The sequence below is a fragment of the Pseudonocardia sp. NPDC049635 genome (assembly GCF_040659795.1).
In the GTDB taxonomy this organism is placed as follows: Bacteria; Actinomycetota; Actinomycetes; order Mycobacteriales; family Pseudonocardiaceae; genus Pseudonocardia.
On record NZ_JBFAON010000028.1, the window covers coordinates 13,963 to 36,880 of the forward strand.

Here is a 22,918-nt window from a genome sequence, read left to right on the forward strand (position 1 = left end):
CCGGGTGGGGGTCTCTCCTCGCGTCGTCGGTGGGACGGTGCGCGAGAACCTGCTCCGCGGCCAGGCCCTCCGCTGGCGCTCCGGCCGCTTCGCGGTCGCCTGCGGCGAGCCTGGCCGCTCCGCAGAACCTCGCGCAGGCGCCGTCCCGCCGACGCGAGGAGAGACCCCCACCCTCCGGGGCACCGGTGTGCCCGTCATCGGAAAGCACAGTCGGCCCTGACGGGCCGACCCCCTCCCGGGGGGCCAGGGCGCTGCCCTGGACCCGGCCTCGCTTCGGAGAGGGGGTACATCAAACGCCCAGGTCACAGGCACATTTCCTGCAGGAACCTGTTGCTCGGCCGCCCGTACCGATGTAAAATCATACATATAAGAAGGGATAGATGAGGAAGTTCCGGAGAGGAGGAGTCCGAGATGGCGACCATGGGTGAGGACCTCGCCGAGCACCGCGTCCTGGCCGAGCGGACTCACCTCGACGTGGACGACCTCACGGCGGTGCGCGAGGTGCTCCTCGACGCGCTCGCCGCTACCCGCGACGCCGACGTGGACCGGGTGGCCGCGAAGCTGGGGGCGCTGCTGTCGGTGCTTCCCCGCCAGCACGTGCTCGTCGTCGGCGCCAAGGCGGGGCTGGCTGTCGGGGAGGCGCGGCGGGACCACCGGGACGCGATGGTCGAGGCCTCGCACGCGGTCAGCGCGGCTCGTGAACAGCAGCAGGCCGAGGCGCGGCGTCGCTGCCACTGCCCGGTCCGGCCGATCTCGCCGGCGATCCCCTACCCGCCGGTGCGGAGGGGCGCGGCGTGAGTGCGCGTCTCGGTCCGGGGCCGGCTGGACCGGGACACCGCGCCGTCCGGGCCGCGTCGTGGCCGAGCGGGGACGCGAGAACCGCGCGTGGTCGTCGGAGGGGGCCTGACCCGCGTCCTACTGTGTTCGGCGTGCGTACCCCCGACCGCCACGTCATCGACGGCCGTACCGTCCTCACACGAGCTGAGATCTGTCGGACGTTCGACGTCGGCCAGTCGACTGCCGAGCGGTGGTGGCGAGATCGCGGACACAACCACCATCCGCCGGTCGTGCTACGTGAAGGTCGCCGCCAGTGGTGGGACGAGCAGGCCATGGCCGAGTTCATCGAGGCGGTCGGCGAGCCGGACGAGATCGAGCACGAGGGGCGGACCCTGTGCACGCGCCGGGCTCTTGCGCGCCAGACAGGGGTCAGTTCCAGGTACCTGCAGAGCCTCCACAGCCAGCGCGCCGAGAGCGGACACCCCGACGCCGTGCTGCGCCGCGGCCGCAGCGACTACTTCGACCGAGAGGCCTTCCACGTGTGGTGGGAGGCGTTCCAGGCCGCCCAACGGGCGAGTCTGACCGCCGTCGACCGCAGCGGTGACCCCGACGAGCTCGTGGGGCTGACCGAGGCGGCACGGGTGCTCGGCTACCGCGATGCCGGGACCCTGCGCGCCTACCTGTCGCGCAATCAGGGGTACTTCCCCGAGGCGGACGCGACCGATCCCGACGGGCACCGCCTGTATCACCGTCGCACCCTCTGGGAGTTCGCCGAGAGCCGCACCAGACCCGGCCGCGCCGGACGCAGCGCTCGGTGAACCACCGGGTGGCGACCCGGAAGCGTCCCGGGGTGGTTCCCGGTCGAGTTCTTGTTTCGCCTACTGGTCGGCCGGGGTCGTGTGGCGGAGGTTCGGAAGCTGTGGCGGCACGCCGTGCTGTTGGTCCAGCTTGCGGCTTCTCGCGGCCAGGGCGTCGTACTCGTCCCGGCTGATGGGAGTCACCCAGGCTGCCTCGTACACGGCTTGGTCGCCGACGGTTCCCTCCCGGTCGACCCAGCTGACCATGACGTAGCCGAAGACACCGGGAAGGACATCGGAGATGATGCCCGGATGTTCGGGGTGTAACGGAGCGGGGTTGGGGTGCCCCGGGGTGAACTTGACCAGCTGCCCGCGGCGCGCGTCAGCGTGTTGCACCGGTCCACAGTGACACAAGTCGGCTGGGATTCAGGCCTCGGTCGTGAAACCGAGACGGCCGCCGACGAGGCAGCCGCCGGCCCGGGCCTGATCGATGCGCGCGGTGCGGTCGGGGGCATGCAGGTCGATCCCCGTGGCGACGAGCACGACCAGTGCTCGGTGTTGCCCGGCGGTGCGCGCCCAGCCGGCCGGGGCGGCCGGGCCGATATCGCCGTCGTAGTCGAGGCAGCCCGCGGTGATCCGCAGGGCCCCCTCGCGCGGGCTGAACACCGCCCGGCCGGGGATCAGCGGAAGCTGGGCCAGGCCATCGGCGTTGAGAGCCGCGACGAGGGCGAAACCGTCACCGAGCAGCGCGGCCAGCACGGCGTCGACGATCTCAGCGCCCGCGTGGAGGTCCCCGGTAAGGACCTGCAGGCGGGGGACCAGCGTCAGGGTCGCAACGGCCCGCCGCTGACCCGGCGCGGAATACACACCGGGCGATGCGTCGATCGTCATCAGCGGCTGCGAGCCGTCGGGTCCGATCACGACCCCGAACCCAGCGCCGCGCTGTCGGGGGAGCTGCGCCGGTCTGGCCACGACGAGTCCGGGCCGTTCATCCCCCGAGCTTGGCCCCTGCATCGGGTAGTCGACAAGACCTGCACCGCGCGGGAAACGAATGTGTCGCTCACCGGCCGAGGCCCCCACTACGGTGAGGTCTCAGCCGACACGGCCGGACACGGGAAGGCTCCAGACGTCCCGGACTGCGGGCCGGTCGGCGGGGTCGGTGGCTGTTTGCCGACGCCCCGGCGCTGCCGGAGGTGGACCCTGCGGGGTCTGGCCACCGACCCCACCCATGCGTGAGAGGCCGGCCCCGTCGCTGGGCGGCCGCTGTTGCTGACCCGGTTCCATCCAGACTCCTCGGTCCGAGAAACCCACTCTCACCAGCAGAAATACGGCCAAAAACGTTGCTGACAACCAGAGTGGCGATGTAGAATCATACATGTCAGAGGGGAACGGCAAATCCCTTCCGACCCGCAGTCGAATCCTGGAGCCCGGGGAAGGAATCCCATGTACGTGATCAACCATGCCCGCAGTCCGTGGGGCATGTTCAGCTGGACCGACCTGTTCTGCGGAGCGGGTGGATCCTCCTCCGGCATCGAGAGCGTGCCGGGCAACGTCGTCCAGATGGCCTGCAACCACTGGGACCTGGCGATCGAGACCCACAACCACAACATGCCGCACGTCGATCACGACGTCGCCGACATCGCCGAGGTCGACCCCACGCGGTACCCGACGACCGATGGCCTGTGGGCATCGCCGTCGTGCACCTTCTGGTCGCAGGCGCGTGGCGAGCGTCAGGACTTCGCCGAGCAGGCGACCGAGCCGACGCTGTTCGATCTGGCGAGCACCGAGGACGCCGAGGACGAGCCCCCGCTGGCCGACGAAGCGCGCGAACGGTCCCGTGCGCTCATGCACGACGTGCCGCGCTTCGCCGAGCACCACCGGTACAAGGCTGTGGTGGTCGAGAACGTCCTCCCGCTGCTGAAGTGGACCTACTTCCCCAAGTGGATCGCGCGGATGCGGGCACAGGGCTATCGGCACGAGGTCCTGACCCTCAACAGCGCGTTCGCACACCAGCTCGGCGCGCCCGCCCCGCAGCTTCGCGACCGCGTCTATGTCGCGTTCTGGCAGGAGCGCTACCGCAGGCCCGACTTCGAGCGCTGGACCCGTCCGCGTGCCTGGTGCCCGACCTGCGGTGAGGTCGTCACCGCGATGCGGGCCCCGAAGAACACCCGACGACCGCACGGTGCCTATGGCCAGCAGTACGTGTTCCGCTGCCCGCAGGTGAGCTGCCGCAACGACGTCGTCCAGCCCTACGTCCTCCCGGCGGCCGCTGCGATCGACCTGTCCAATCCCGGCCAGCGCATCGGTGACCGGGCGCGGCCGCTCAAGCCGAAGACCTACGCACGGATCGAGGCAGGTCTGCGCCGCTACGCCGGTCGCCCCATCGTGCTGGAGGCCGCCGGGAACACCTTCGAACGCCGTCCCGGTGTGCGCACATGGCCGATCGAGGACCCACTGCGCACGATGCACACCACCCCGTCGAAGGCGATCGCTCACGCCCCGCTGATGCGCGCGGAGGCCACCGCCGGGCTGCGGCTGATCCCCGAGCAGCAGACCGGCGCCCTCGAGGGACTGGTGGTCCCGGTCGAGGGTCGTGAGGGCAAGGCCGCTCAGCCGCTCAGCCGGCCGATGCGCGTGCAGACCGCACGCAACGAGAACGCGCTCCTGGTTCCCTGCGGGGGCACCTGGAACACCGACCCCCGCCCGAGCAGCGAACCGATGCGCACCCGCACCACCCGCGATGCCGAGGCCGTGGTGGTCATCCCACTGCGCAACAACAACCGCGCCAAGACCGTGCACGATCCGCTCGACACCTTCGCCGCGAGCGGGAATCACCACGGGCTGGCCATGCTCATGCGCAACAACACCGGGGGTGCGGAGATGTGCACGCCGCTCGACGAGCCCGCCCGCACGATCACCACGGCCGGACACCAGTCGCTGGTCTGCTGGGACCCCGACGTGCTCTACGCCTACGACTCCGGGGCGCTGCGCGGCACCGACCGCCCGATGCCCACCCAGACCGCCGTCGACGGGGACGCCGTGATGGAGACCGGTATCCGCGTCGAGGACTGCCGATTCCGCATGCTGCTCGCCGAGGAGGTCAAGCTCGGCATGGCGTTCGCGCCCGGGTTCGTCCTGCTCGGCACCAGCTCCCGCGACAAGGTCAAGATGTGCGGCAACGCGGTCACCCCGCCGGTCTCGCGTGACCTCATCGCGTGCCTCGTCGAGGCCGTGACCGGGACCAGCGTCACCGGTCCTGCACCTCGGTAGCCGCACCACGCCACCACCGGCCGATCCCACCCGCCCCTGGCACGGTCGGTGGGATCGACCGGTGGTGCGTGCCAGCCCTGCGCGCGGCGCGGCGCTCGAGGTGGACGAGACAGCGGCGGAGCACCTGCTCCCGCGGACCACCGAGCGCACACGCTGCAACGGCAAGTCACCAGTAGCGCTACGACGGAAGGAGCACCACGATGACGAACGAAGCTCGCCACGACGGGGACGACCAGGCACCCGAGGCCAGCGGTGGCCCACCGGCCTACTTCGAGGCACCTGCGGGGGATGACACACAGTGCCCGTGCGGCAACGAGGTCTGTGGCGGTGAGGGGTTCTGCTTCGCCCACCAGGACGGAACTCCGCACAGCCTCGACGCCCCTCCCCGGGGCTGGCAGAACCATCAGACGATGGCGTGCCCGCAGTGCGGGCGGTTCTTCCGCCAGACCGAGCACGACGAGCGCGGCTACCCGGTCGCCGGTGTCCGACCGAGGACCTGATGCACGGCCGAAGGCACAGCGAGCGAGAACACCGCCGCCCTAGGTTGACCGGCGGGCACGCCCCGCGGTGTAGGTCGGGACATACACCCAGGTCAACGGCTATCTCAACCCGACGTTGTGCTGTAAAATCTAAGATGACAAGAGCGGAGAGTGGAATGGTGAGGACCTCGGACTGGTCGGACCCGGGCGGCGCGGAGTCGGTCTGCGACGCGACTTCCGGCTCCGTGGGTGTCGGTGCGGGTGTGCCCGGTGCGGCGAAGGCGGCGGTGATCGCCTCGACATCGTGTGAGGGGGCAGCGGATCTGTGCGGGGCCCGGGCGGGGCAGCCGTGCGAACCGTGGTGTCCGTCGCAGGCCGTCGACGTCGGGTGAGTCGCCTCGGTCCCCGGGCCCGCCGTGTGCGGGTCTCCGGGACCGGGGCGCGGGCTGGAGGAGTGGGGCGATGGCGAGCGAGGCGCAGTCCGAGCCGACCGCGGGTGGAGGCTCTGCTCTTGGCCGGCTCGGCAGGCAGGCGTTGCGGGCGGCAGCGGCGGGGATGTATGTGTTCCCGCTGCAGCCGGGCACGAAGAAGCCCGCGGTGCCCGACTGGGAGAACGAAGCCACTCGCGACCCGGGCACGATCACGCGGTGGTGGGCGGAGCGGCCCTTCAACATCGGTATCGCGACGCGTCCGTCACGGCTGGTGGTCGTCGACCTGGATCCGCGCAAGCCCGACGAGCAGGAGCCGCCCGAGGCGCCGTACGAGAGGTGCAAGCACGGGCTGGAGGTCCTGCGCCTGCTCGCGGCTGCAGCCGGGGAGAAGCTCCCGCTCGACACCTACCGCGTGTCTAGTCCCTCGGGCGGCCAGCACTGGTATTTCCGTGCGCCGGACGAGGTCGAGGTCAGGAACTCGCAGCGGCGTGTGGCTCCGCTGATCGACGTGCGAGCCGGGGGCGGTTACATCGTGGCGGCGACGTCGTCGCGCCGCGGAGGTGGTGTCTACCGCGCGCTGAACGACCGCCCGATCGCGGCGCTGCCGCAGTGGCTGCTCGCCGCGCTGCTCGCCGCCGGCCCGCAGGTGCCGGCACCATCACCTCCGGTGGCGCGTGCGGCGGGGGAGGCGGCGGCGTGCGGGACACGACGGGTGCAGGCCTATGTGAAGCGGATCGTCGAGGACGAGCTGGACAGGCTGCGGACGGTGCCCAAGGGCGTGGGCAAGCGGCACAAGGCTCGCCTGGATGCCGCGTTGAAGCTCGGGAGTCTGGTCGGGGGCGGGCACCTGACCCGTGAGGACGCGCTGGATCGTCTGCTGGAGGTGGCGCTTACCCACGTCGGATCGAGCATCGACCAGACGAGCGGGCGGATCCGTAGCCGCACCACTGCACACGAGGTGCGGACCACGGTCGAGAACGGCCTCGACTACGGGATGAAGCGCCCGCGCGTGATCACCGAGGCGGACCTGCGGGACCGCCGTTGAGCTGTGGGTGCTGCAGCGACGGTGGCGCAGCCGCGCAGCTCCTAGGATCGCCCCGATGCCTCCTGCTCGCCGGCCCGGGGTCCGTGCGCCCGATCGTTTCGAGCGCGACGGTCGTGTCGTGGTCACGCGTGCGGTGTTCTGCGCGGAGTTGGGAGTCGGCGACTCCACGGCGCGGAGATGGTGGCGCGACCGGGCGGTGACCGGGCACCCCGAACCCGTCCACCGTGAGGGTCGTCGTCTGTGGTGGGACCTGGAGCAGATGCGGGAGTACGTCGACGCCGCACGGCGTCGGGAGCCGCCACCGGCCACGATCGAGCACGAGGGCCGCACCCTGATCAGCCGCCGCGGGATGGCCCAGCGCTACGGCCTGGACGCGCAGTGGCTGTCGGTGCTCTATCACCGGCGTCGGTCCAGCGGTCATCCTGAGTCGGTGCACCGGGTCGGGCGGTGGCTCTACTTCGACCTGCAGGCGGTCGAGGCGTGGTACACGGCGCGTGAGGCGGCCAAGCACGCCACGCTCACCCCGCTCGACCGCAGTGGTGATCCGGACGAACTCGTCGACATCGCCGAGGCGACCCGGGTGCTCGGCTACCGCACCGAGTCGACGATCCGCAGCTTCCGCTCGCGCAACGGGGACTACTTTCCGTCCCCGGAGTACACCGATCCCGCCGGGCGGGTGCACTGGCGTCGCCGGGCCCTGTGGGGGTTCGGCGACCGGCGTCGCCGGCCGGGCCGGGCCGGGCACGCCCGCGCGACGGGCTGATCCCGGGTCCGTCGCACCGGCCTGGTGCTGCGAGCCGGCGGTGACGACCCCGACGGGTCGCTGGGGACCCCCGGGCTGCCGCGTGATCACTCCGCTGGCGCTGCGTGATCACTTGCCACTGAACCCGTGTGGTCGCTGCGGTGCCTCGCGGCGTGGACACACACGACCCCGGCCCGGGCGCCGGCGGCCTACTCGGCCGTGGCCGATGACGGTGCCGAGTGCGCGGCGTCGAGATCGGTGGGTTGCAGCGCGGGGATCGACTCGTTCGCGTCGTCGTCGTCCGCCGCTGTCGGATCGTCGCTGGGCTCGGTGCGGCGCGACGGGGAGCGCAGCGCAGCACCGGCCGGCTGCGCACCGCACCCGATCTCCTCCAGCTCGCCAGGACTCCACCCGGCCTCGCGCGCCGCCCGGTAGCCCTCGGCGTAGGCCTCCTGCGTGGTGCGGAACCGTTCACGGGCGGCCTCGATCTCGGTGCGCGCCGCCTCCACCTCGACTCCGAGCTCAGCGAGTCGGGTGATCGGACGCATCCGAGCCTGGAGGAGGTCCTGGGCAGCTTTGCGCGCCTGCGTCTTGGCCTTCGACGTCGTCGCCCCACGCGTGTTCATGCGGCGGACTGTACCGCCATGTGTATCGAACAGGCGACGATGACTTATACACCTCGGTGCCGTGGCGGCGCCTGTGCTCATCGAGCGGCGGGTGGGGGACGGTGGGATCGGAACGGGAGCGGGCAGGTGGTGATCGCAGCCGGCCGGGCGCGGCGCCGGCGACCGGCTGTCCGCCGTTTTAGGCGGAGCAAGTTAGGTGTTTTCCTAAGGAAAACACCGGGCCGAGCGGGAGGCGTGAGATCGTGAGTGCCAGGTTCAGGTGAGCCGCGCGCTCGGAGGAGCCCGCAGATCACCCGGTGGCGCACGGAAGCGGGGGAGGGGTCTCGATGGCTCGCACTCGGCGTGCTCGTGCGGAGGGGGGCCGGCCGCACTCGGCGACGGTGTCGTTCTCGGAGTTGGAGTGGGCGGCGATCGAGGCGGCGGCGGCGCGGGCGGCGATGGCCCCGGGCGCGTGGGTGGCCGATGCGGCGGCGCGGGCGGCCGAGCTCCCCGAATCGGGGGGTGGCCAGGGCTCCCGTGCGTCGGCCGGGGCGGTTGGATCGCGGATGCAGCGGTTGATGGGGTTGCGCGCGGAGCTGATGGAGGACCGGCGGGTACTGCGCAACATCGGCGGAAACCTCAACGACGTCGCTCGGGTGGCGAACACCGACGGCACGCTGGAGTCGACAGCGGGTCAGGTCTTGGCGATGGTGGCGCGGTCAGTGGAGCGGATCGACCGGACCGTGGCCGAGGTGGACCGGCAGGTGAACGGTGCGGCGACGCAGGTGCGGCGGTCGGGGAGTCGACGGTGATCGCGAAGGTGAGCCGTGGCTGGCGGGCCGAGGGGTTGATCCGCTATCTGATGGGGCCGGGACGGTTCAACGAGCACACCGGACAGCGGGTCGTCGCGAGCTGGGACGGGGCACCGGAGAAGCATCAGCCGGCGCAGGACGTGGACGGTTCGTGGGATCTGCGTGGTCTCGTCGGGGCGGTCAGCGCTCCGGCGGTCGCGGCGGGGGTCGGGTTGCGGGAGCCGAGTGCCGAGGCCGGCCGGGTGCCGCGGGGGCCGGTGTGGCACTGCTCGCTGCGCAACGCGCCGGGGGACCCGGTGCTGTCGGACGCGCAGTGGGCCGAGGTGGTCGAGGACCTGATGGACCGCACCGGGATCGCGCTGCGGGGCGACCTCGACGGGTGCCGTTGGGTCGCGATCCGGCACGCCGACGACCACGTGCACGTCGCGGCGGTGCTGGTCCGGCAGGAGTCCGGGAAGCGGGTGCACCCGTTCCGGGATTTCGTCCGGGCGCGCGAGACGTGCCGGGACTGGGAGCGGAAGCTGGGGTTGGCGCCCACAGCGGCCGCGGATCGCAGCTCGGTGACCGGGCCGACGCAGGCCGAGCAGGAGAAGGCGCTGCGCCGGGGTGTGGAGGAGACCTCGCGGGAGTGGCTGCGACGGATGTCGCGGGTCGCGGCGGTGCAGGCCCGCGACCCGGAGGGGTTCGTGGCCGCGTTGAAGGACCTCGGTGTGCTGGTGCGTGCCCGTCGCGGCCCCGAGGGGCAGGCGGGGGAGCGCGCGGCGATGGTGGGCTACTCGGTGGCGGCGCCGGGGGACGTGACCGCGACCGGGCAGCCGGTGTGGTTCTCCGGGCGGACGTTGGCCCGTGACCTGTCGCTGCCGAATCTGGTCCGGCGGTGGGGTTCGGCCCCGCCACCGGCGCCCGTTGCTCCTGCTGCCGGGCGCAGGCATCGGGCCTCGGTCGCTCCGCAGGAGCGGGTGGCCGTGATCGACGAGGCGGTGTCGGCGATGGAGCACGCCACGGCGACGTTGGCGTCGGGTGAGACCGGGGTGAGTGCTGACGGTATCGCCCATGCGGCCGGGGACATGTTGTCCGCGGTCGGGGTGGTGACCGGTCGGCAGGACGCGGGCGAACGGGTCCGTCGGGAGGCGGGTGACCAGTTCGACCGGGCGGTGCGGGTGCCGCAGCAGGTGCTGCCGGCGCGGTGGTCCCCGGTGGCCCAGACGCTGCGGCAGTCGGCGTGGCGGTTGGCGTCGGTGCGGACCGTGGGCCGTCATGGTGAGGGCGACGGGGCACGGTTGGTGCTGGCACTGGCGACGTTGGTCGCCGAGGTCGCGGCGCTGCGGGAAGCGCAGTCGCGGTTGGCGCAGGCCCGCGCAGCGCAGCGCAGCTGCGGGGTGCTGCGTGCCTCGGTGCCCAGGAGCGGACCGCGCGCGGCGTCGAGCGGGCCGGGACGTCGGAGTGCTCAGAGGTCGGCCGGGCAGCGCCCGCAGTCTCCCTCGGCGGGTCCGCAGGGGGCGTGGAGTCCTCACCAGCCGGCGCATCAGGAGAGCCAGGGGCGAGGGAGAGGGCGATGACAGGTCCGGTCGATCAGGACGTTCCGCTGCTGGGTCTCGGTCGCGACCAGGTCCAGGCGTGGATGCAGTTCATGCTGGTCGCTGCGGGCGCGGTACGGCAGCACCGGGTCAACCAGGAGCGGACGGCGTGGAGTCAGGAGCGGGCGGCAGCTCGGGCGACTCAGCGCTACGCGAACGATCTCGATCCGCGGGTGCGGGCGATGGCCGCGGCCGACGAGGCCGCGTTCCGGGCCGCGCGGCAGCGGGACCCGGCGGGGTTCGAAGACAAGTCCAGCCGTGAACCGCAGTTCGGCTGGACGGTGCACACGTCGACGGGGCCGATGCCGGAGGATTCCCCGTCGGGGATGCACGGTGCGTGGGGCCTGTGGGCGCACGGTGCGTACGGCGAGAAGTCGTTGTCGGTGTTCGTGGTCGCGGACAAGGAGACCGCTCTGCGGCTGCGCGACGAGGTCACTGAGGGAGAGCAGCGCACCCTCAAAGACCTCGGCGAGCTGGGCACCTACGGACACATGCGGGCCGAGCACGCCCGCACCGAGGTCCGCGAAGAACCCTGGCAGCTGCGTCAGCGGGTGTGGGAGAACCTGCGTGAGGCCTGGCCGAATGACTTCGATCTGGCTGCGGCGGCGATGAAGCCCAACCCGTACTGGAATTGGGAGGACCCCGACGAGCAGTACGAGGCGATCAACAGGTTGGCTGTGAGACTGCGAGGGTTGGAGGACCGCGGGTACTCGATGACCGATGTCTTGAGGCGACTCGATCTCGGTGCGATTCGCCAGCAGTACGAGGCCGTGGAGCGGCATCGCCTGGCTGACTTCGTGGACCAGATGGTGCAACGAACGGCCGACAAGCTGCACGTCGTCGACGCTGACCCGGTCGACCCGATCGTGTCCAGGGAGGTCGATGAGGCGCTGGACAAGGGACTGAGGGACGCGGGCGTGGACCGCGAGGGGGTGTTGCGGAGCAAGTACTTCGGTCATCTACGGGCCCAGCTGACCGATCTGCGCTCCGACGGCCATGATCTCGATGCCCTGCTGGTCGACCTCCCGGCGGAGAAGATCAACCAAGCCGACCATCCCGCGGCGTATCTGCGGTCGGTGTTGGAGAGGCGGGTGCGCTCGGCTCCGACGGACGCGACGAGTTCCTACGAGCCGGGACGGGCGGCGGGGGAGGCCGCGACCGGGATCGGCAAGTCCGGGCCGGACCTGGGGTCGGCCGAGCGGATGATCCGTCGGCACTTCTCGCCGGAGGCCGCGGACTCGGTGATCGGTTGCCAGGCATGGCCCGGGCTGGCCAAGCAGCTGCTCGCGTGGAAGGCGCAGGGTGCCCCGATCGTGGAGGAGCTGACCCAGACTGCTCAGTCGGTCGATGCGCGTCTCCCGTCGAGAGCGACTCCAGCCGCGTATCTGAAGACCGTCCTGCGGAGGGGAATAGAGTTCCGCGAGAACCAGGCCCAGCAGATGGGCGAGTCTGAGAGGTCGCGCCGCGACGCCGAGCACACCACGCGGGTTCGGGACGCCACCAGGGTGTTCGTGGCGGCGCCGGGCGGTGTGATCACCGAGGCGATGCGCGATGGCGTGCCCGAGCCGCCCTTCGACATCTATCAGCTTGATCCGACCAACGCCGTCGATCGTGCCGCGCTGGAGATGTCCCGCGGGGCGGGCACGGTCGAGGACGACGACTACATCGAGCAGATCCTCGCCGCCCCGGACCCGGGGGAGGTCTGGATGCGGTTCCACCGGGCCGGCCAGGCGCGGGGCCGTGCCGAGCAGGCCGAGAAACAGGCCGCGGTGGATGCACAGACGCTCGACGACCCGGGCACCCGCCCGCGAGAGGATCTCATCGGTCAGGTCGAGGCCGGAGCCGAGCAGCGACGCGCCGTCGGGGATCGCGCGCTGGCCCACGCCGAGGAGACCGGGGCGCCGACCGCGGCCGCACTGCGTGCCGAGCTCGCGCACCGGCCGCCGGTGGCGGCCGCGGAGCCCTCTGCGCAGTCCCGGCCGCGTCCGGGGGCGGTGGGCTCGGCGCCACCGGTGCCGGAGGCGCAGCAGCTGCCGCGGGGGCCACGACCGACCCGCTGAGCTGGCGAGTCGGATCGGGCCACAGGCGGCGGCCGATCGGACGTAGCAGGGCGGCGGAGCAGGAGGGAGGCGGAGGTGGGGGGGATCGGTGTGGTGGCCGGGTTCGCCAGTCCGGGCCTGTGGCTGTTCCCTGCGATCGGGGCCACGGCGGTGGCCATCGCGATCGCAGGGTTCGTCGCGCTGCGTCCCCGCGTGCGCCCGACCAGCCCGCCGCAAGTGGTGGCGCGCGCCGGTGACACCGGGGTTGCGGCGCTCGCGCGAAGCGGGGTCGATGAGTGCGTGGCGCGACTCGAGGGCCCGGATCTGGTGAGCGCCCTGGGCGCGGTCGAGGAGCTCGCCACGATCGCGCGCCGCGACCGGGCCAGCTCGGATGCAGTCATCGCAGTGTGGTGCGACCACCTCAGGCGCGACCCGGCCCTGCGCGACGAACGCGTCGCGCGGGCGGTGCAGCACCGGCTGTGTGCGCATCTGAAGCGGGTCGCGCGGCCCGGCCTGGTTCGGGGCCGAGCCACGACGGCGATCGACCTGAGCGACACCCAGCTGCACAACCTGGACCTCGACGGGATCACGATCGGTGAGCTGAGCCTGGTCCGGGCCCGGCTGACCGGCACCACGCGCCTGTCCCTGCAGTCGTGGGGTGGCCTCGATGCCACCGAGGCCTACTTCGGCGGGGACGTCCTGGCCGGCGATGTCTCGGTGGAACGGCGGCTGTCGCTGCGCGCGGCGACGATCGACGGGTCCCTGGATCTGTCGGCCTCCGCGGTCTTCGGCGAGCTGGACCTCTCCGCCAGCGAGGTCGCCGAGCGCACCAGCCTGCGCCATCTGGTCGGCGGCACCCTGCGGTTGCGAGGCATCGACCGTGCGGCGCTGTTCGGTGGGCACGTCGACCTCTCCCATGCGATCGCGGACCCGGTGCTGCTCGACGGCGACGAGTTCACCGCCGGGGTGACGATCACCCCGAACACCACCGAGGAGCCCACGAGGCTGGTCGGTGACGAGACCGACCTCGCCGAGCAGGTCCGTGAGGCGCTCGAAGCACCGCTTCGGGTGTGAGTCCATCACCTCAGCGCAGCGGGACCAACTTCCGGCGGAGGTCGTACGCGGGTCGGGGGCAGCATGCAACTGCAGGTCCGCCAGGGGCCGGTGCCAGTGAACAGCACCCCACGGGTGCTGAGTGAGGTCAGCGGAAGAGCCCATCAAGGCTCAGCGCTACTACTCTAGAACTAGGCGTTCCGATGCACAGTCCATACGCGAAGGGCTGTTACTGGGTGCGCCTAAACTCCACGAAGAACGGTCCCGCGGGCTGTTTCACTCGATTGGTGAGCTGGACGCCTGCCTGCCAATCGTGCCGCGCTACCGCTTTCCACTCCAGACCTACCGAGAACTGTCTCAGTTTTCTAGTTGGAGCTTAGGCACGGACTCAGTTGCCTCGAAGAGGAGCTTCAGCACCTCTGCTGGCTCACCGAACATTGGGTCGGTCTTCAGCTTTTCGGCATGCGCAACGCTGATGTTGGTGACGATTAGTCGTGATCCGAATTTTACTATCAGAAGTCGTCCGAGAAGCACTACAGCTTGCTCCTGCGCCCGGACCGCTTCAATGAGTTTCGCTGCAGACTCCGACTTCAGAGAGTCGACCTGAGCGGACTTCTCTTCGAGGTGCGCAATTATGGACCCGTACATTTGTTCGTATACGCCATGAGCCTCTACACTTCCAAAGATTATGCGAGTGCGGAGCCATAGACGGTGGTACCAAGACCCCTCGATCGGATCGTCGGCCGAAATTAGCTCAACGTCGTGCTGCCTCGCAAAAGCTAGCACTGCCTCTTCGAGGGCGCGCCCGTCGCCTTCATCGCCATCGGTATATATTATTGCCACTGCGCGTGGGGTCGTAGGCGTGTCGTCCGCTACCATCGACTCGAGATCGGTTATTAGAATCCTTGCACGATATTGAAATTCCTCCGTCGCGGCATCGGTGTCCAAGAGGCGTTCTATCAAGCCTCGGAGGCTTGTAATCCGATGCTTCCGCTGCTCCATCGGCAATCTCTCTTCGAAAGCCAGATATTTGAGGTCATCCAGCAGTTGCTCGCGCAGCTCAGACTCGTCGAATAGAGACCGTACTAGACTGATAAGGCTTCGCGCAGAATCCTGACGCAGGTGGAATTCGTCAAGACTCGGAGAAAAATCGCCCGGTAGTCCTGATCGAAAGTTTGATTCGAGTTGCCGGTAACGCGAGTTCTCAGCGTCGGCGCTGTTTGACATCGGGTCCCTCTCTTGCTTGCTCAAGGATCGTACTCGCCAGCACATTACATCCGTAGAAGATTCTGATCCACAAACATCGGCAAACCTCGATCTTCCGTAACGGCGGCGAGGTGATCTCGGATCGACAGGATGCTCGTCCTGTCGCGACTGCTGCAGTCGATCAATTCGGGATCGTTCTTAGGTTTCGCGCGTTGCGTCGCGACGAGGTGTAACAGCGTATCCAAGTTCGATCGCCGCGTCGAGCAGGCTCGTTCGACCCGCCTGCATCGTGGAGTCCGCGGCGACATTTGTCTCCGCGAGAGTAATAGAAACTTGTCCGGGATGGCGATGCATCGCTCGAAGGGCAGGTTGCTGATTAGGTTACTTGCGTAAGCGTCCTACCATCGAGTAGCGTCAACGAACAATCCAGCTTGTCTGTCCGCGGCACAGATAAGCTGTCCCAGTGGGTATGACGGAGCCGCCACTATTCGCGTTCTCTCCTCACAGCGGAAGGATGGCCCTTCTGCCTGTTCTGATGGCTAGTCGCCCAGTAGTCGCAGATCGCTCGTCAGTCGTTACAAGAGCTTGCTCGAACGCCACGGGACCGGGGAGTTGCTACGCGCCCTCGGTGCCGTTCAATTGGACTCGGCGCGAAGCCGCCAGCGTGGTGGGCAGTGGAGCCCCTGGGTCGTCCCACGGTGGACGAGCCCGCAACAGCGGCTCCACCGCGCTCACCCAGGCACTGCGCTGGGCCTGGTCGACCTGGCGACCCACTTCAGCTTCGCTTCTGCCCCCCTGAGTGGGCGTCAGGCGGCTGTGGGGTTGGTCGCGCGGACGGCTCCGATGAATCCGGCCGAGTAGTAGGGGTTGGACCAGATGTCGGGTTCGACCTTGACCACGTCCCCGGTCTGTGGGGCGTGGAGCATCTGTCCGTTGCCTAGGTAGAGGCCGACGTGGTGGATGCCCCCGGCCTGTCCGTTGGAGGAGAACAGCACCATATCGCCGGGCGCCAGCGCGGCCGGGTCGGTGATCGCGGGTTGGAAGGCCGCCCAGATTGCCTGGGTCTGGTGCGGCACTCCGACCCCGATTCCGGCGAAGGCGTAGACCATCAGCCCGGAGCAGTCGAAGCCGCCCAGGGTCGGGCCGTTGGCGTCGCCGCCGGCCCAGACGTAGGGCTGGCCCTGCTGGGCCATCGCGCGGTCGATGACCCGCTGGATCTGCGGGTCGGCGGGGGGCAGGTTCCCACCGCCGGTGCCCGGCCCGCAGATGACGCCCTCGAGCGCGCCGACGAGGGTGGCGGCGGGCTGTTCCCATTTCGCGTAGGCGTCGGGGAAGGCGCTGACCTGCACCAGCTGGGCGGCCCGGGTGAGAGGCATCGTCTCCCAACCGGGGACCTCGAGCAGCGCGTCGTAGAACAACCGCGCGGACTGACGCGGATCCATCCGGGTCGCGACGTCGCCCCATCCGGCTTCGCGCTGCTGAAACAGTCCGACGGAGTCGTGGTCGCTGCCCACGGCCTCGTGCGGGTGCTGCAGTGACTCCGGGACGGTGGAGTTGGCGTAGTTCTTCAGCACCGACTCCTGCATGGCGGTGGCCACGGCGATGACCATCCCCCGGGATGGGACACCCATCTCCGCGCCGGTGGCCACGATCAGCCCGGCGTTGCTGACCTGCTCGGGGCCGAAGCCTTCGACCAGCTCGGAGGCGTCGATCCCCGGTGGTGCGCACACCACGCCGGGGACCCCGGGGGTCGGCCGGCCTGAGCCGCTGCCGCCGATGACGACCAGCACGAGAATGATCAGGAAGAGGGCCATTCCCGTCGCAAGGGCCCCTGCGACGACGAGTGAACGCACGACCAGAACGTATCATTCCAGATTGTCGAATCTATACGTTACTGGTGGGCTTGGCTGTCGGAGTGAGCGGGCCGTGAGGCCACCGCGGTGTGGAACGCCGCGAGGACCTCGTGGGAGATGCGGCCGCGACCGGACACCGGGATGCCGTGGCGGCGGGCCCAGGCGCGGATGGCCTGGTTGCGGCTGCGGTCCCCGCCCAGGTCGGCGCCGTCGGTGTCGCGGCGGTTGTCTGGTCGGTTCCCCGCTGCGGGGACGAGGCGGCCTGCGTGGACGTAACCGGTCAGCGCCGCGCGCAGGGCCTGCGCGTGGTCGCGGGTGAGGTCGATCTCGTACCGGCGGCCGTCGAGGCCGAACTCGACCGTCTCGTCAGCGCGGCTGCCGTCGAGGTCGTCGACCAGCCGCATCGTGGTCACCTTGGCCACGTCATCATCCCCTCGTCGTGGTGTCGGATGTGGTCGTCGGTCGCGCACGCGGCGGCGTGCGAGGCCCGGGGTCGCTGGCAGATTCAGTGCCGCCGTCGTAGGTGCAGTCCGGTGTCGGGCTGGGTGGCCGGTGCGGTCGTTCGCCGGTCCGGGCCGGGGGCCGCCCGCTCCGCGGGGTGGCTTGGTGATGGCGCCGAGTCGGTCGGGGGCCGGTGGGCGGCGGCGGCGGTGCGCGCCGCGCTGGTGGCGAGCTCGATCTCGGCGGGCTCGGGGGGTGACGCCGCAGAGTCCGGGCCGGGCGCTGTTGGCGGTGCCGGTTCGGTGGGGTCGGGTTCGGTGCCCGGAGCGCCGTCGGCGTCGGCGGGTTCGTCGGGACGGGTGAGGTCGGCGAGCTGGTCGTCGAGTTCGCGGACCCGCTTCTGGGCCTGTTCGAGCTCGGAGGTCTTGGCGAACGGGCGCTGCAGCTGCGCCGTGGCCCGCTCGGTCTCCTCGAGCAGGTGCTGAAGGTCCTCCTGCGCGCGCTGCAGGCGTGTGTCCAGTGCGGCGACGCGGTTCTCCAGCCGCACGATCAGCGAGCTGGGCTTGTCGCTCTCGGCGAGGCTGAGCAGCTGCTCGGTCGACCCGTTCACCACGCCGGCCACTGCACCCACGTCGGTGATCGCCAGCTCGTATCCCGGGTGCGGCCCTCCTGACCACACGCGCGCGTCGAAGACCTGGCCGCCGAGCTCGACGACACCGGCCAACTCGGTGGGGCGGGTGCTGTGCGGGCCGCGCGCAGGTGCTTGCAACGCGGCCAGCAGAACCGCTCCGGCCTCGGTGCGGTCGGTGAGCCGGCGCCCGTCGACGGTGATCGCGAAGCGCTCCCCTCGGGTGTCGAGGCGCCGGTCGAGTGCGCGGCGCAGGGCCGCGATGTCCTCGCTGATGCGTGGAGCGGTCTGCTCGTTGTGCGAGATCGTGTAGCGCAACCGGGAGCGGGCGTGGACGTGTGCGCGTTCGAGCCGTTCCAGCTTCGTCAGCTCGGCATCGGCCCTGGCCTTGTCCAACAGCAGCGGGTTGCCGGCGGCCAGCGCCTTGACCTCGCTGTAGTTCAGTGCGGTGTCACCGATGTCGCCCTCGAGCTCGCGGACGTCGAGTCGACCGTTCATCAGCTGGGAGATGAACGCGGCTTTGCGGGCGAGGGCCTGCCACATGTAGGCGTCGAACGTGCCCTCCACGACGTAGCGGTTGAGGTGGATCTCGGTGTACTGGTTGCCCCGCCGCAGCGCCCGGCCGTCCCGTTGGGCCAGGTCCGCGGGCCGCCAGGGGCAGTCGAGGTGGTGCAGGGCGACCGCGCGGCGTTGCGCGTTGGTGCCCACCCCCATCTTCGAGGTGCTGCCGATGAGTACCGAGACCTCACCTGAGCGGCAGGCCTCGAACAGCTCGGCCTTCTTCTGGTCGTTAGGTGCCTCGTGGATGAACCGGACCTGGCCGCGGGGCAGTCCGCGCTCCACGAGCTGATCGCGCAGTTCGGTGTAGACGTTCCACCCGGCTCGCCGTGCCCCGTCGCCGGGAGTGCCGAGGTCACAGAACACCAGTTGGAAGCCGCCGGGCCGCGGGTGCGGCTCACCGTCGGCGTCGACGAAGCGGTCGCCCTTGTGCGCGTGATAGATCCGCGCGATCTCCTCGGCCGCGACGTCGATCTTCGACTCGCCGGGTGGCATGTCGCGTCCCAGCAACCGCAGGTCCAGCGCGCCGGCCCGCCCGTCGCTGGAGATCTTGAGCATGTTGTCGATCTCCGGTGGCACCCCGCGGCGCTGGACCATCTCGGCCCGCGTGCCGAGTTCGCCGAGCAGCTCCTTCTGACCCTCGCTGGGCGGGATCAGGACGGTGCGCGGTCCGCGCTGGCCGTCCTCGGGGCGGGCCACCAGTTCCGGGCGCGGCAGGTTCAGGTCCTCGGCGGTCTTGACGTCGCCGGAGACCCACCACATGCGCAGCAGCTCGGGCACGTTGTGGAACCGCGCGAACCGTCCCTTCATCCGGAAGCTCGACCCGTCGGGGGACAGTTCGACGTCGGTGACCGTGGCGGCGAATGTCGCCGCCCACGCGTCGAAGTCCAACACGCCGGCGTCGGAGAGCAGGTCGGGGCGCAGGTAGCGCTGCATCACGTGGGCTTCGGTGATCGAGTTCGCGATCGGGGTGGCCGTGGCCAGGGTGACCACCCGGTGCCCGTGTCGGGAGCGCAGGTAGTGCAGCTTCATGTCCAGGTCCTGCGCGCGCTGCGAGCCCTCGATCGAGGCACCGGCGATGTTGCTGGCCGTGCGCAGGTTCTTGTAGTCGTGCGCCTCGTCGACGACGACGTAGTCGATCCCGGTGGCCTCGAACGTGACCGCAGGGTCGTGGTCGCGGGCGATCCGCTCTTTCATCCGCTCTTCACTGGTCAGGAGCTTCTTCTCGATCTGCTTCATCGTGCGCTCGTTGCGTCCCTCGCCGCGGCCGCGTTCCAGGGCCTCGCGCAGGGTGTCCAGCTCGGCGTCGAGGTAGGCCTCCTGGGCCTCGGGGCGCATCGGGATCCGCTCGAACGCCCCGCGGGTCATGATCACTGCGTCCCAGTCGCCGGTCGCGACCCGGGCGACGAACGTCCGCCGGGCGTCTTTGCCCAGCTCCGCCGAGGACGCGGCCAGGAGCCGGGCCCGGGGGTAGAGCTGCTGGAACTCCCGTGACCACTGCTCGATCATGTGGTTGGGGATCACGATGCAGGGCTTGCGGACCATCCCCAGTCGGCGAAGCTCCATCACGCCGATGGCCATCTCGGCGGTCTTGCCGGCCCCGACCTCGTGGTAGAGCCCCACGGCCGGCTCGGAGATCATCCGCGCGACCGCGGCGACCTGGTGCGGGTTCGGGGAGAAGGTCCGCGCCAGTCCTGGCAGCGAGAGCTGCACGTCGTCGTAGGTGCGCAGCACCACGGAGTTGAAGCGGTCGTTGTAGACGCGCGCGAGCTCGGTGGCCCGCTGCGGGTCCTCCCAGAGCCAGTCGCTGAACCGCTGCGCCAGTTCGTCGGCCTTGGCCTGGGCGGCGGTGGTCGCGGCCGGGTTGAGCACCCGGCGTGTGGTCGCGGACCCGCCGGCGGTGACGGCGTCGACCTCGTCGCGGACGACGATCGAACGCTGGGCCAGCAACGCCTCGGCCAGGCGGGGGGCGGGGTAGCGGTCGGTGCCCCAGGTGCTGGTCGCCGCGACCGACATGTCGTCGCCCTTGACCGTCCAGTGCGTGCTGTAGGGGTTCTCGACGCTCAGCCGCGGGTCCTCGAGGGTCTCGCGCAGGAACTGCTGCACGTAGCGGGCCTCGATCCACGGCGCCCCGAGGCGGGCCACGATGTCTTCCGGGGCGATGTCGGGCGGGACCGCTGCCCGCAGCGCGGTGATGTTCACGGTGTAGGTGTCGGGGTCGGTCTCGGCGGCGTCGAGGGCACGCTGCAGCCGCCGGCGGATGTTGCCCGACAGGTACTCCGCGGCCGGGACGAGCGCGCCGTCGCGTTCGGGATCGGCGAAGACCAGCTCCCCGAGGGCGGAGCGGGCCTCGTCCTCGTCGACGCCGAGCAGCCGCGCGATCTCGGGCAGGCTGGCCTGCCCGTGGGTGTCCATGCAGATCGCCAGCGCGTCGGCGGGAGTCTCCGCGCCGCGCCGCGGAACCCGCGGGGTGATGACCCGGTCGGTGAACACGTCGGCCTTGGTCGCGGTGCCGGTGCTCGGGTCGAACATCTCCAGTGCGAGCACGATCGGCGCGCGCGGGTCGGCCCGGAACCCACCGAGCTTGTCGACGATGCGGGCGTGCACCTGCTCGCCGTTGTCGTCGACCCGCCCGGTGCGTCGCCACGTGAACCGGTTGATCGGCCCGTACCGGTCGAGGTAGGCGTCGTAGCGGCGGTTCAGCTCCGCGCGCAGCTCCTCGACCTTGTCCGAGTGCTCGAAGGTGGCGGCCTCGGCTTCGAGCAGGGAGTACGCGGTGTCGCGCAGCCCGAGCAGGGCACGTAGCTCCACCTGGCGGCTCTTGGGAACCGCGAACGGAATCGACGCACCGTGCGCGACCTGCCGGAACTGACCGTCCTCGGCGAGGAAGATGTGGCCGTCCTCGGCTGCCATCGCCGGTCCGGGAAGCGCCGCCGGTGCGGGTAGCTCGGGCAGTGTGGGGGCGTGGACCAGGTCGTGGAGGCGGGCATGGTCGACGACCTGCGCCAGGCGCTCGGCGAGCAGTTCGGCGGCCGGACGGTCGGCGACCACCCGCAGCTCACCGGCACCGTACTGGCCGGAGGAAGCGGTCAGGGTCCCGCAGAGCATCTCGGGGCGATCGAGGAACCAGGCGTTCATCCGGACCGCGACGCCGTCGAGTTCCACGGTGCGGGTCAGCTCCCAGTCGAAGGGCTGTGGCTCCCGGCCCGGTTCCCGTCGGCGGAGCACGAGCAGGTCGGTGACCACGTCGGTGCCGGCCGTGCGCTGGTGTGCGGCCTGCGGCAACCGGATCGCGCCGACCAGGTCGGCGAGCTCGGCCATCTCCCGGCGGGCGGCCGGGTTCTGCGCGTCGAGGGTGTAGCGTGAGGTGATCACCGCCAGCAGCCCGCCGGGGGCGGTCAGGTGCAGCCCCTTGACGATGAAGTGGTTGTGGATCGAGTGCCGCCCGGTGTTGTGCACCTTGTCGTTGAGCACGACCTTGCCGAACGGCACATTCCCGATGACCAGGGCGAACGAGCCGTTCGGGGCGCGGGTGTCGGCGAAGGACTCGTCGCGGATCTCGGCCCGAGGGTACAGCGCCCGGGCGATCGCAGCGGTGGTCGATTCCACCTCCACCCCGACCACGTCGGCCTCGTCGGGGGCCAGCCCGATGTAGGTTCCGGTTCCGCAGCCGGGTTCGAGTACCCGGCCACGCCGGAATCCCAGCTCGCCGACCGCGGCCCAGACCTGCTCGGCCAGATCGGGATCGGTGTAGTGGGCGTTGAGCATGCTCGACCGCGCTCGGGCCATACCGCGGTGGTCGAGCAGCTCGGCGAGCTGGTCGCGGGCCCACTGCAGGTCCGGGCGTAACTGGTCGAAGACCTCCGGGACCGAACCCCATCCCGACCAGCGGGCCAGGCTGTGCTGCTCGGCCGCGGTAGCCGGGCGGTCGCCGATCTGGGCGAGGGTGCGCAGCGCGGCGAGGTTCGCCTCGATCCGGGCCTTCGACCCGGTCGGTGGCCGTACCGAGCCGGGCCGGAACCGGGTGGCGGCCGCGGGCTCGACGGTCTCGCTGCCCCCGGCGACGGGCATCGGACCCTCGTTGAGGGGCACCGGGGGCACCGGGGGCTGCACCGGTTGCGCAGCTGCGCCGACCGGCCCGGCCGTGGAGGGGGTCTGCGGGGTGACCGGCTCGTCGGCACCGGTGCGCTCGCGGCGCGCCTGCCGGCGCTCGGCCCGCTGCGCGGCGGTGCGGCGGCGCTCGTGTCGCCACTGCGGGGTCTCGACATCGAACGCGGTGGTCTCCCCGGGCCCGGCCACCCGCCACGTGTCGGCCTCGCTGGTCTGGACCCACACGCGCCCGTCGGGGTCGCGGCGCATCACCACATCCCCACGAGCCCGCGCGACCACGCGCACCTCGGACTCGGGGTGGGCGGCTCGCGCGGACCGCGGCGAGGCAGGTGCCCGGGTCGCGGCGTCGTCGACCCATCGGCGGGCCCGGTCCCAGTACTCGATCCGATCCGGGTCCAGCTCCGCGGCGTGGTCGAGCATCTCGCGGGCGTCGTGGAACCGTCCGGCGTCGAACGCCTCGCGGGCGCGCACGGAGAGCTCCTCGGCAGCAGCGAG

17 protein-coding genes are annotated in these 22,918 nt (G+C 70.6%); 10 read left to right on the plus strand and 7 right to left on the minus strand.

The features are described from left to right. The first annotated feature begins 411 nt into the window (after nucleotides 1-411). Together AB0J24_RS24570 and AB0J24_RS24575 are read left to right on the plus strand one after the other, a co-directional pair. The gene (locus AB0J24_RS24570; protein ID WP_358685343.1) at nucleotides 412-798 is read left to right on the plus strand and encodes a hypothetical protein; all 387 of its coding nucleotides are present in this window, start codon (nucleotides 412-414) and stop codon (nucleotides 796-798) included. A gap of 269 nt (nucleotides 799-1,067) precedes the next feature. Beyond that, nucleotides 1,068-1,595: a hypothetical protein gene (locus tag AB0J24_RS24575; protein ID WP_358685345.1), complete on the plus strand. Its 528-nt coding sequence runs from the start codon at nucleotides 1,068-1,070 to the stop codon at nucleotides 1,593-1,595. Between the two features lie 60 nt (nucleotides 1,596-1,655). On the opposite strand, the gene AB0J24_RS24580 is transcribed toward AB0J24_RS24575, so the two are convergent. Together AB0J24_RS24580 and AB0J24_RS24585 are read right to left on the minus strand one after the other, a co-directional pair. Continuing rightward, nucleotides 1,656-1,970: a hypothetical protein gene (locus AB0J24_RS24580; RefSeq protein ID WP_358685348.1), complete on the minus strand. Its 315-nt coding sequence runs from the start codon at nucleotides 1,968-1,970 to the stop codon at nucleotides 1,656-1,658. Nucleotides 1,971-2,000: 30 nt separating this feature from the next. After that, entirely contained in the window at nucleotides 2,001-2,654 is a 654-nt protein-coding gene (locus AB0J24_RS24585) for a hypothetical protein (protein ID WP_358685350.1), read from the minus strand. 363 nt (nucleotides 2,655-3,017) lie between these two features. On the opposite strand from AB0J24_RS24585, the gene AB0J24_RS24590 reads away from it, so the two are divergent. The 4 genes from AB0J24_RS24590 (at nucleotide 3,018) to AB0J24_RS24605 (ending at nucleotide 7,562) form a co-directional block, all read left to right on the plus strand. Next, nucleotides 3,018-4,844 carry a DNA cytosine methyltransferase gene (locus AB0J24_RS24590; protein WP_358685353.1) on the plus strand — a complete coding sequence of 609 codons (1,827 nt, stop codon included), beginning with the start codon at nucleotides 3,018-3,020 and terminating at the stop codon, nucleotides 4,842-4,844. 200 nt (nucleotides 4,845-5,044) lie between these two features. Next, nucleotides 5,045-5,344 (plus strand): hypothetical protein, encoded by a 300-nt coding sequence (locus tag AB0J24_RS24595; protein ID WP_358685356.1) that lies wholly within the window; start codon nucleotides 5,045-5,047, stop codon nucleotides 5,342-5,344. Nucleotides 5,345-5,785: 441 nt separating this feature from the next. Further along, nucleotides 5,786-6,799: a bifunctional DNA primase/polymerase gene (locus AB0J24_RS24600; protein WP_358685359.1), complete on the plus strand. Its 1,014-nt coding sequence runs from the start codon at nucleotides 5,786-5,788 to the stop codon at nucleotides 6,797-6,799. A 118-nt stretch (nucleotides 6,800-6,917) separates the two neighbouring features. Beyond that, the gene (locus AB0J24_RS24605) at nucleotides 6,918-7,562 is read left to right on the plus strand and encodes a hypothetical protein (protein WP_358685361.1); all 645 of its coding nucleotides are present in this window, start codon (nucleotides 6,918-6,920) and stop codon (nucleotides 7,560-7,562) included. A 188-nt stretch (nucleotides 7,563-7,750) separates the two neighbouring features. Here the strand turns inward: AB0J24_RS24605 and AB0J24_RS24610 are convergent, their stop codons facing one another. Beyond that, nucleotides 7,751-8,167: a hypothetical protein gene (locus AB0J24_RS24610; protein WP_358685363.1), complete on the minus strand. Its 417-nt coding sequence runs from the start codon at nucleotides 8,165-8,167 to the stop codon at nucleotides 7,751-7,753. A gap of 380 nt (nucleotides 8,168-8,547) precedes the next feature. On the opposite strand from AB0J24_RS24610, the gene AB0J24_RS24615 reads away from it, so the two are divergent. The 4 genes from AB0J24_RS24615 to AB0J24_RS24630 all read left to right on the plus strand — a co-directional run bounded on the left by AB0J24_RS24615 (nucleotide 8,548) and on the right by AB0J24_RS24630 (nucleotide 13,648). Then, nucleotides 8,548-8,958, plus strand: coding sequence for a hypothetical protein (locus tag AB0J24_RS24615; protein WP_358685365.1), 411 nt, complete (start codon nucleotides 8,548-8,550; stop codon nucleotides 8,956-8,958). Further along, nucleotides 8,955-10,517 (plus strand): hypothetical protein, encoded by a 1,563-nt coding sequence (locus AB0J24_RS24620; RefSeq protein WP_358685367.1) that lies wholly within the window; start codon nucleotides 8,955-8,957, stop codon nucleotides 10,515-10,517. Before AB0J24_RS24615 ends, AB0J24_RS24620 begins: the two co-directional genes overlap by 4 nt. Next, a complete protein-coding gene (locus AB0J24_RS24625) occupies nucleotides 10,514-12,595 on the plus strand; it encodes a hypothetical protein (RefSeq protein ID WP_358685369.1) in 2,082 nt (693 codons plus the stop codon). The genes AB0J24_RS24620 and AB0J24_RS24625 overlap by 4 nt, the downstream gene beginning before the upstream one ends. A gap of 279 nt (nucleotides 12,596-12,874) precedes the next feature. Continuing rightward, complete coding sequence (locus tag AB0J24_RS24630) at nucleotides 12,875-13,648, plus strand: hypothetical protein (protein ID WP_358685371.1); 774 nt, start codon at nucleotides 12,875-12,877, stop codon at nucleotides 13,646-13,648. A 336-nt stretch (nucleotides 13,649-13,984) separates the two neighbouring features. On the opposite strand, the gene AB0J24_RS24635 is transcribed toward AB0J24_RS24630, so the two are convergent. From AB0J24_RS24635 to AB0J24_RS24650, 4 genes are all read right to left on the minus strand, one after another. Continuing rightward, the gene (locus AB0J24_RS24635; protein WP_358685373.1) at nucleotides 13,985-14,629 is read right to left on the minus strand and encodes a hypothetical protein; all 645 of its coding nucleotides are present in this window, start codon (nucleotides 14,627-14,629) and stop codon (nucleotides 13,985-13,987) included. A 1,010-nt stretch (nucleotides 14,630-15,639) separates the two neighbouring features. Continuing rightward, nucleotides 15,640-16,686, minus strand: a complete 1,047-nt coding sequence (locus tag AB0J24_RS24640) for a C40 family peptidase (RefSeq protein ID WP_358685375.1) — start codon at nucleotides 16,684-16,686, stop codon at nucleotides 15,640-15,642. A 38-nt stretch (nucleotides 16,687-16,724) separates the two neighbouring features. After that, nucleotides 16,725-17,108, minus strand: a complete 384-nt coding sequence (locus AB0J24_RS24645) for an Lsr2 family protein (protein ID WP_358685377.1) — start codon at nucleotides 17,106-17,108, stop codon at nucleotides 16,725-16,727. Nucleotides 17,109-17,191: 83 nt separating this feature from the next. Next, the gene (locus AB0J24_RS24650) at nucleotides 17,192-22,894 is read right to left on the minus strand and encodes an SNF2-related protein (RefSeq protein ID WP_358685379.1); all 5,703 of its coding nucleotides are present in this window, start codon (nucleotides 22,892-22,894) and stop codon (nucleotides 17,192-17,194) included. Between the last annotated feature and the right edge of the window lie 24 nt (nucleotides 22,895-22,918).

What these genes read in the sequence shown, in the direction of transcription:
- AB0J24_RS24570 (WP_358685343.1), top strand. Translation starts at nt 412, where the DNA reads ATGGCGACCATGGGTGAGGACCTCGCCGAGCACCGCGTCCTGGCCGAG.
- AB0J24_RS24590 (WP_358685353.1), top strand. Translation starts at nt 3,018, where the DNA reads ATGTACGTGATCAACCATGCCCGCAGTCCGTGGGGCATGTTCAGCTGG.
- AB0J24_RS24595 (WP_358685356.1), top strand. Translation starts at nt 5,045, where the DNA reads ATGACGAACGAAGCTCGCCACGACGGGGACGACCAGGCACCCGAGGCC.
- AB0J24_RS24600 (WP_358685359.1), top strand. Translation starts at nt 5,786, where the DNA reads ATGGCGAGCGAGGCGCAGTCCGAGCCGACCGCGGGTGGAGGCTCTGCT.
- AB0J24_RS24610 (WP_358685363.1), bottom strand. Translation starts at nt 8,167, where the DNA reads ATGAACACGCGTGGGGCGACGACGTCGAAGGCCAAGACGCAGGCGCGC.
- AB0J24_RS24625 (WP_358685369.1), top strand. Translation starts at nt 10,514, where the DNA reads ATGACAGGTCCGGTCGATCAGGACGTTCCGCTGCTGGGTCTCGGTCGC.
- AB0J24_RS24635 (WP_358685373.1), bottom strand. Translation starts at nt 14,629, where the DNA reads ATGGAGCAGCGGAAGCATCGGATTACAAGCCTCCGAGGCTTGATAGAA.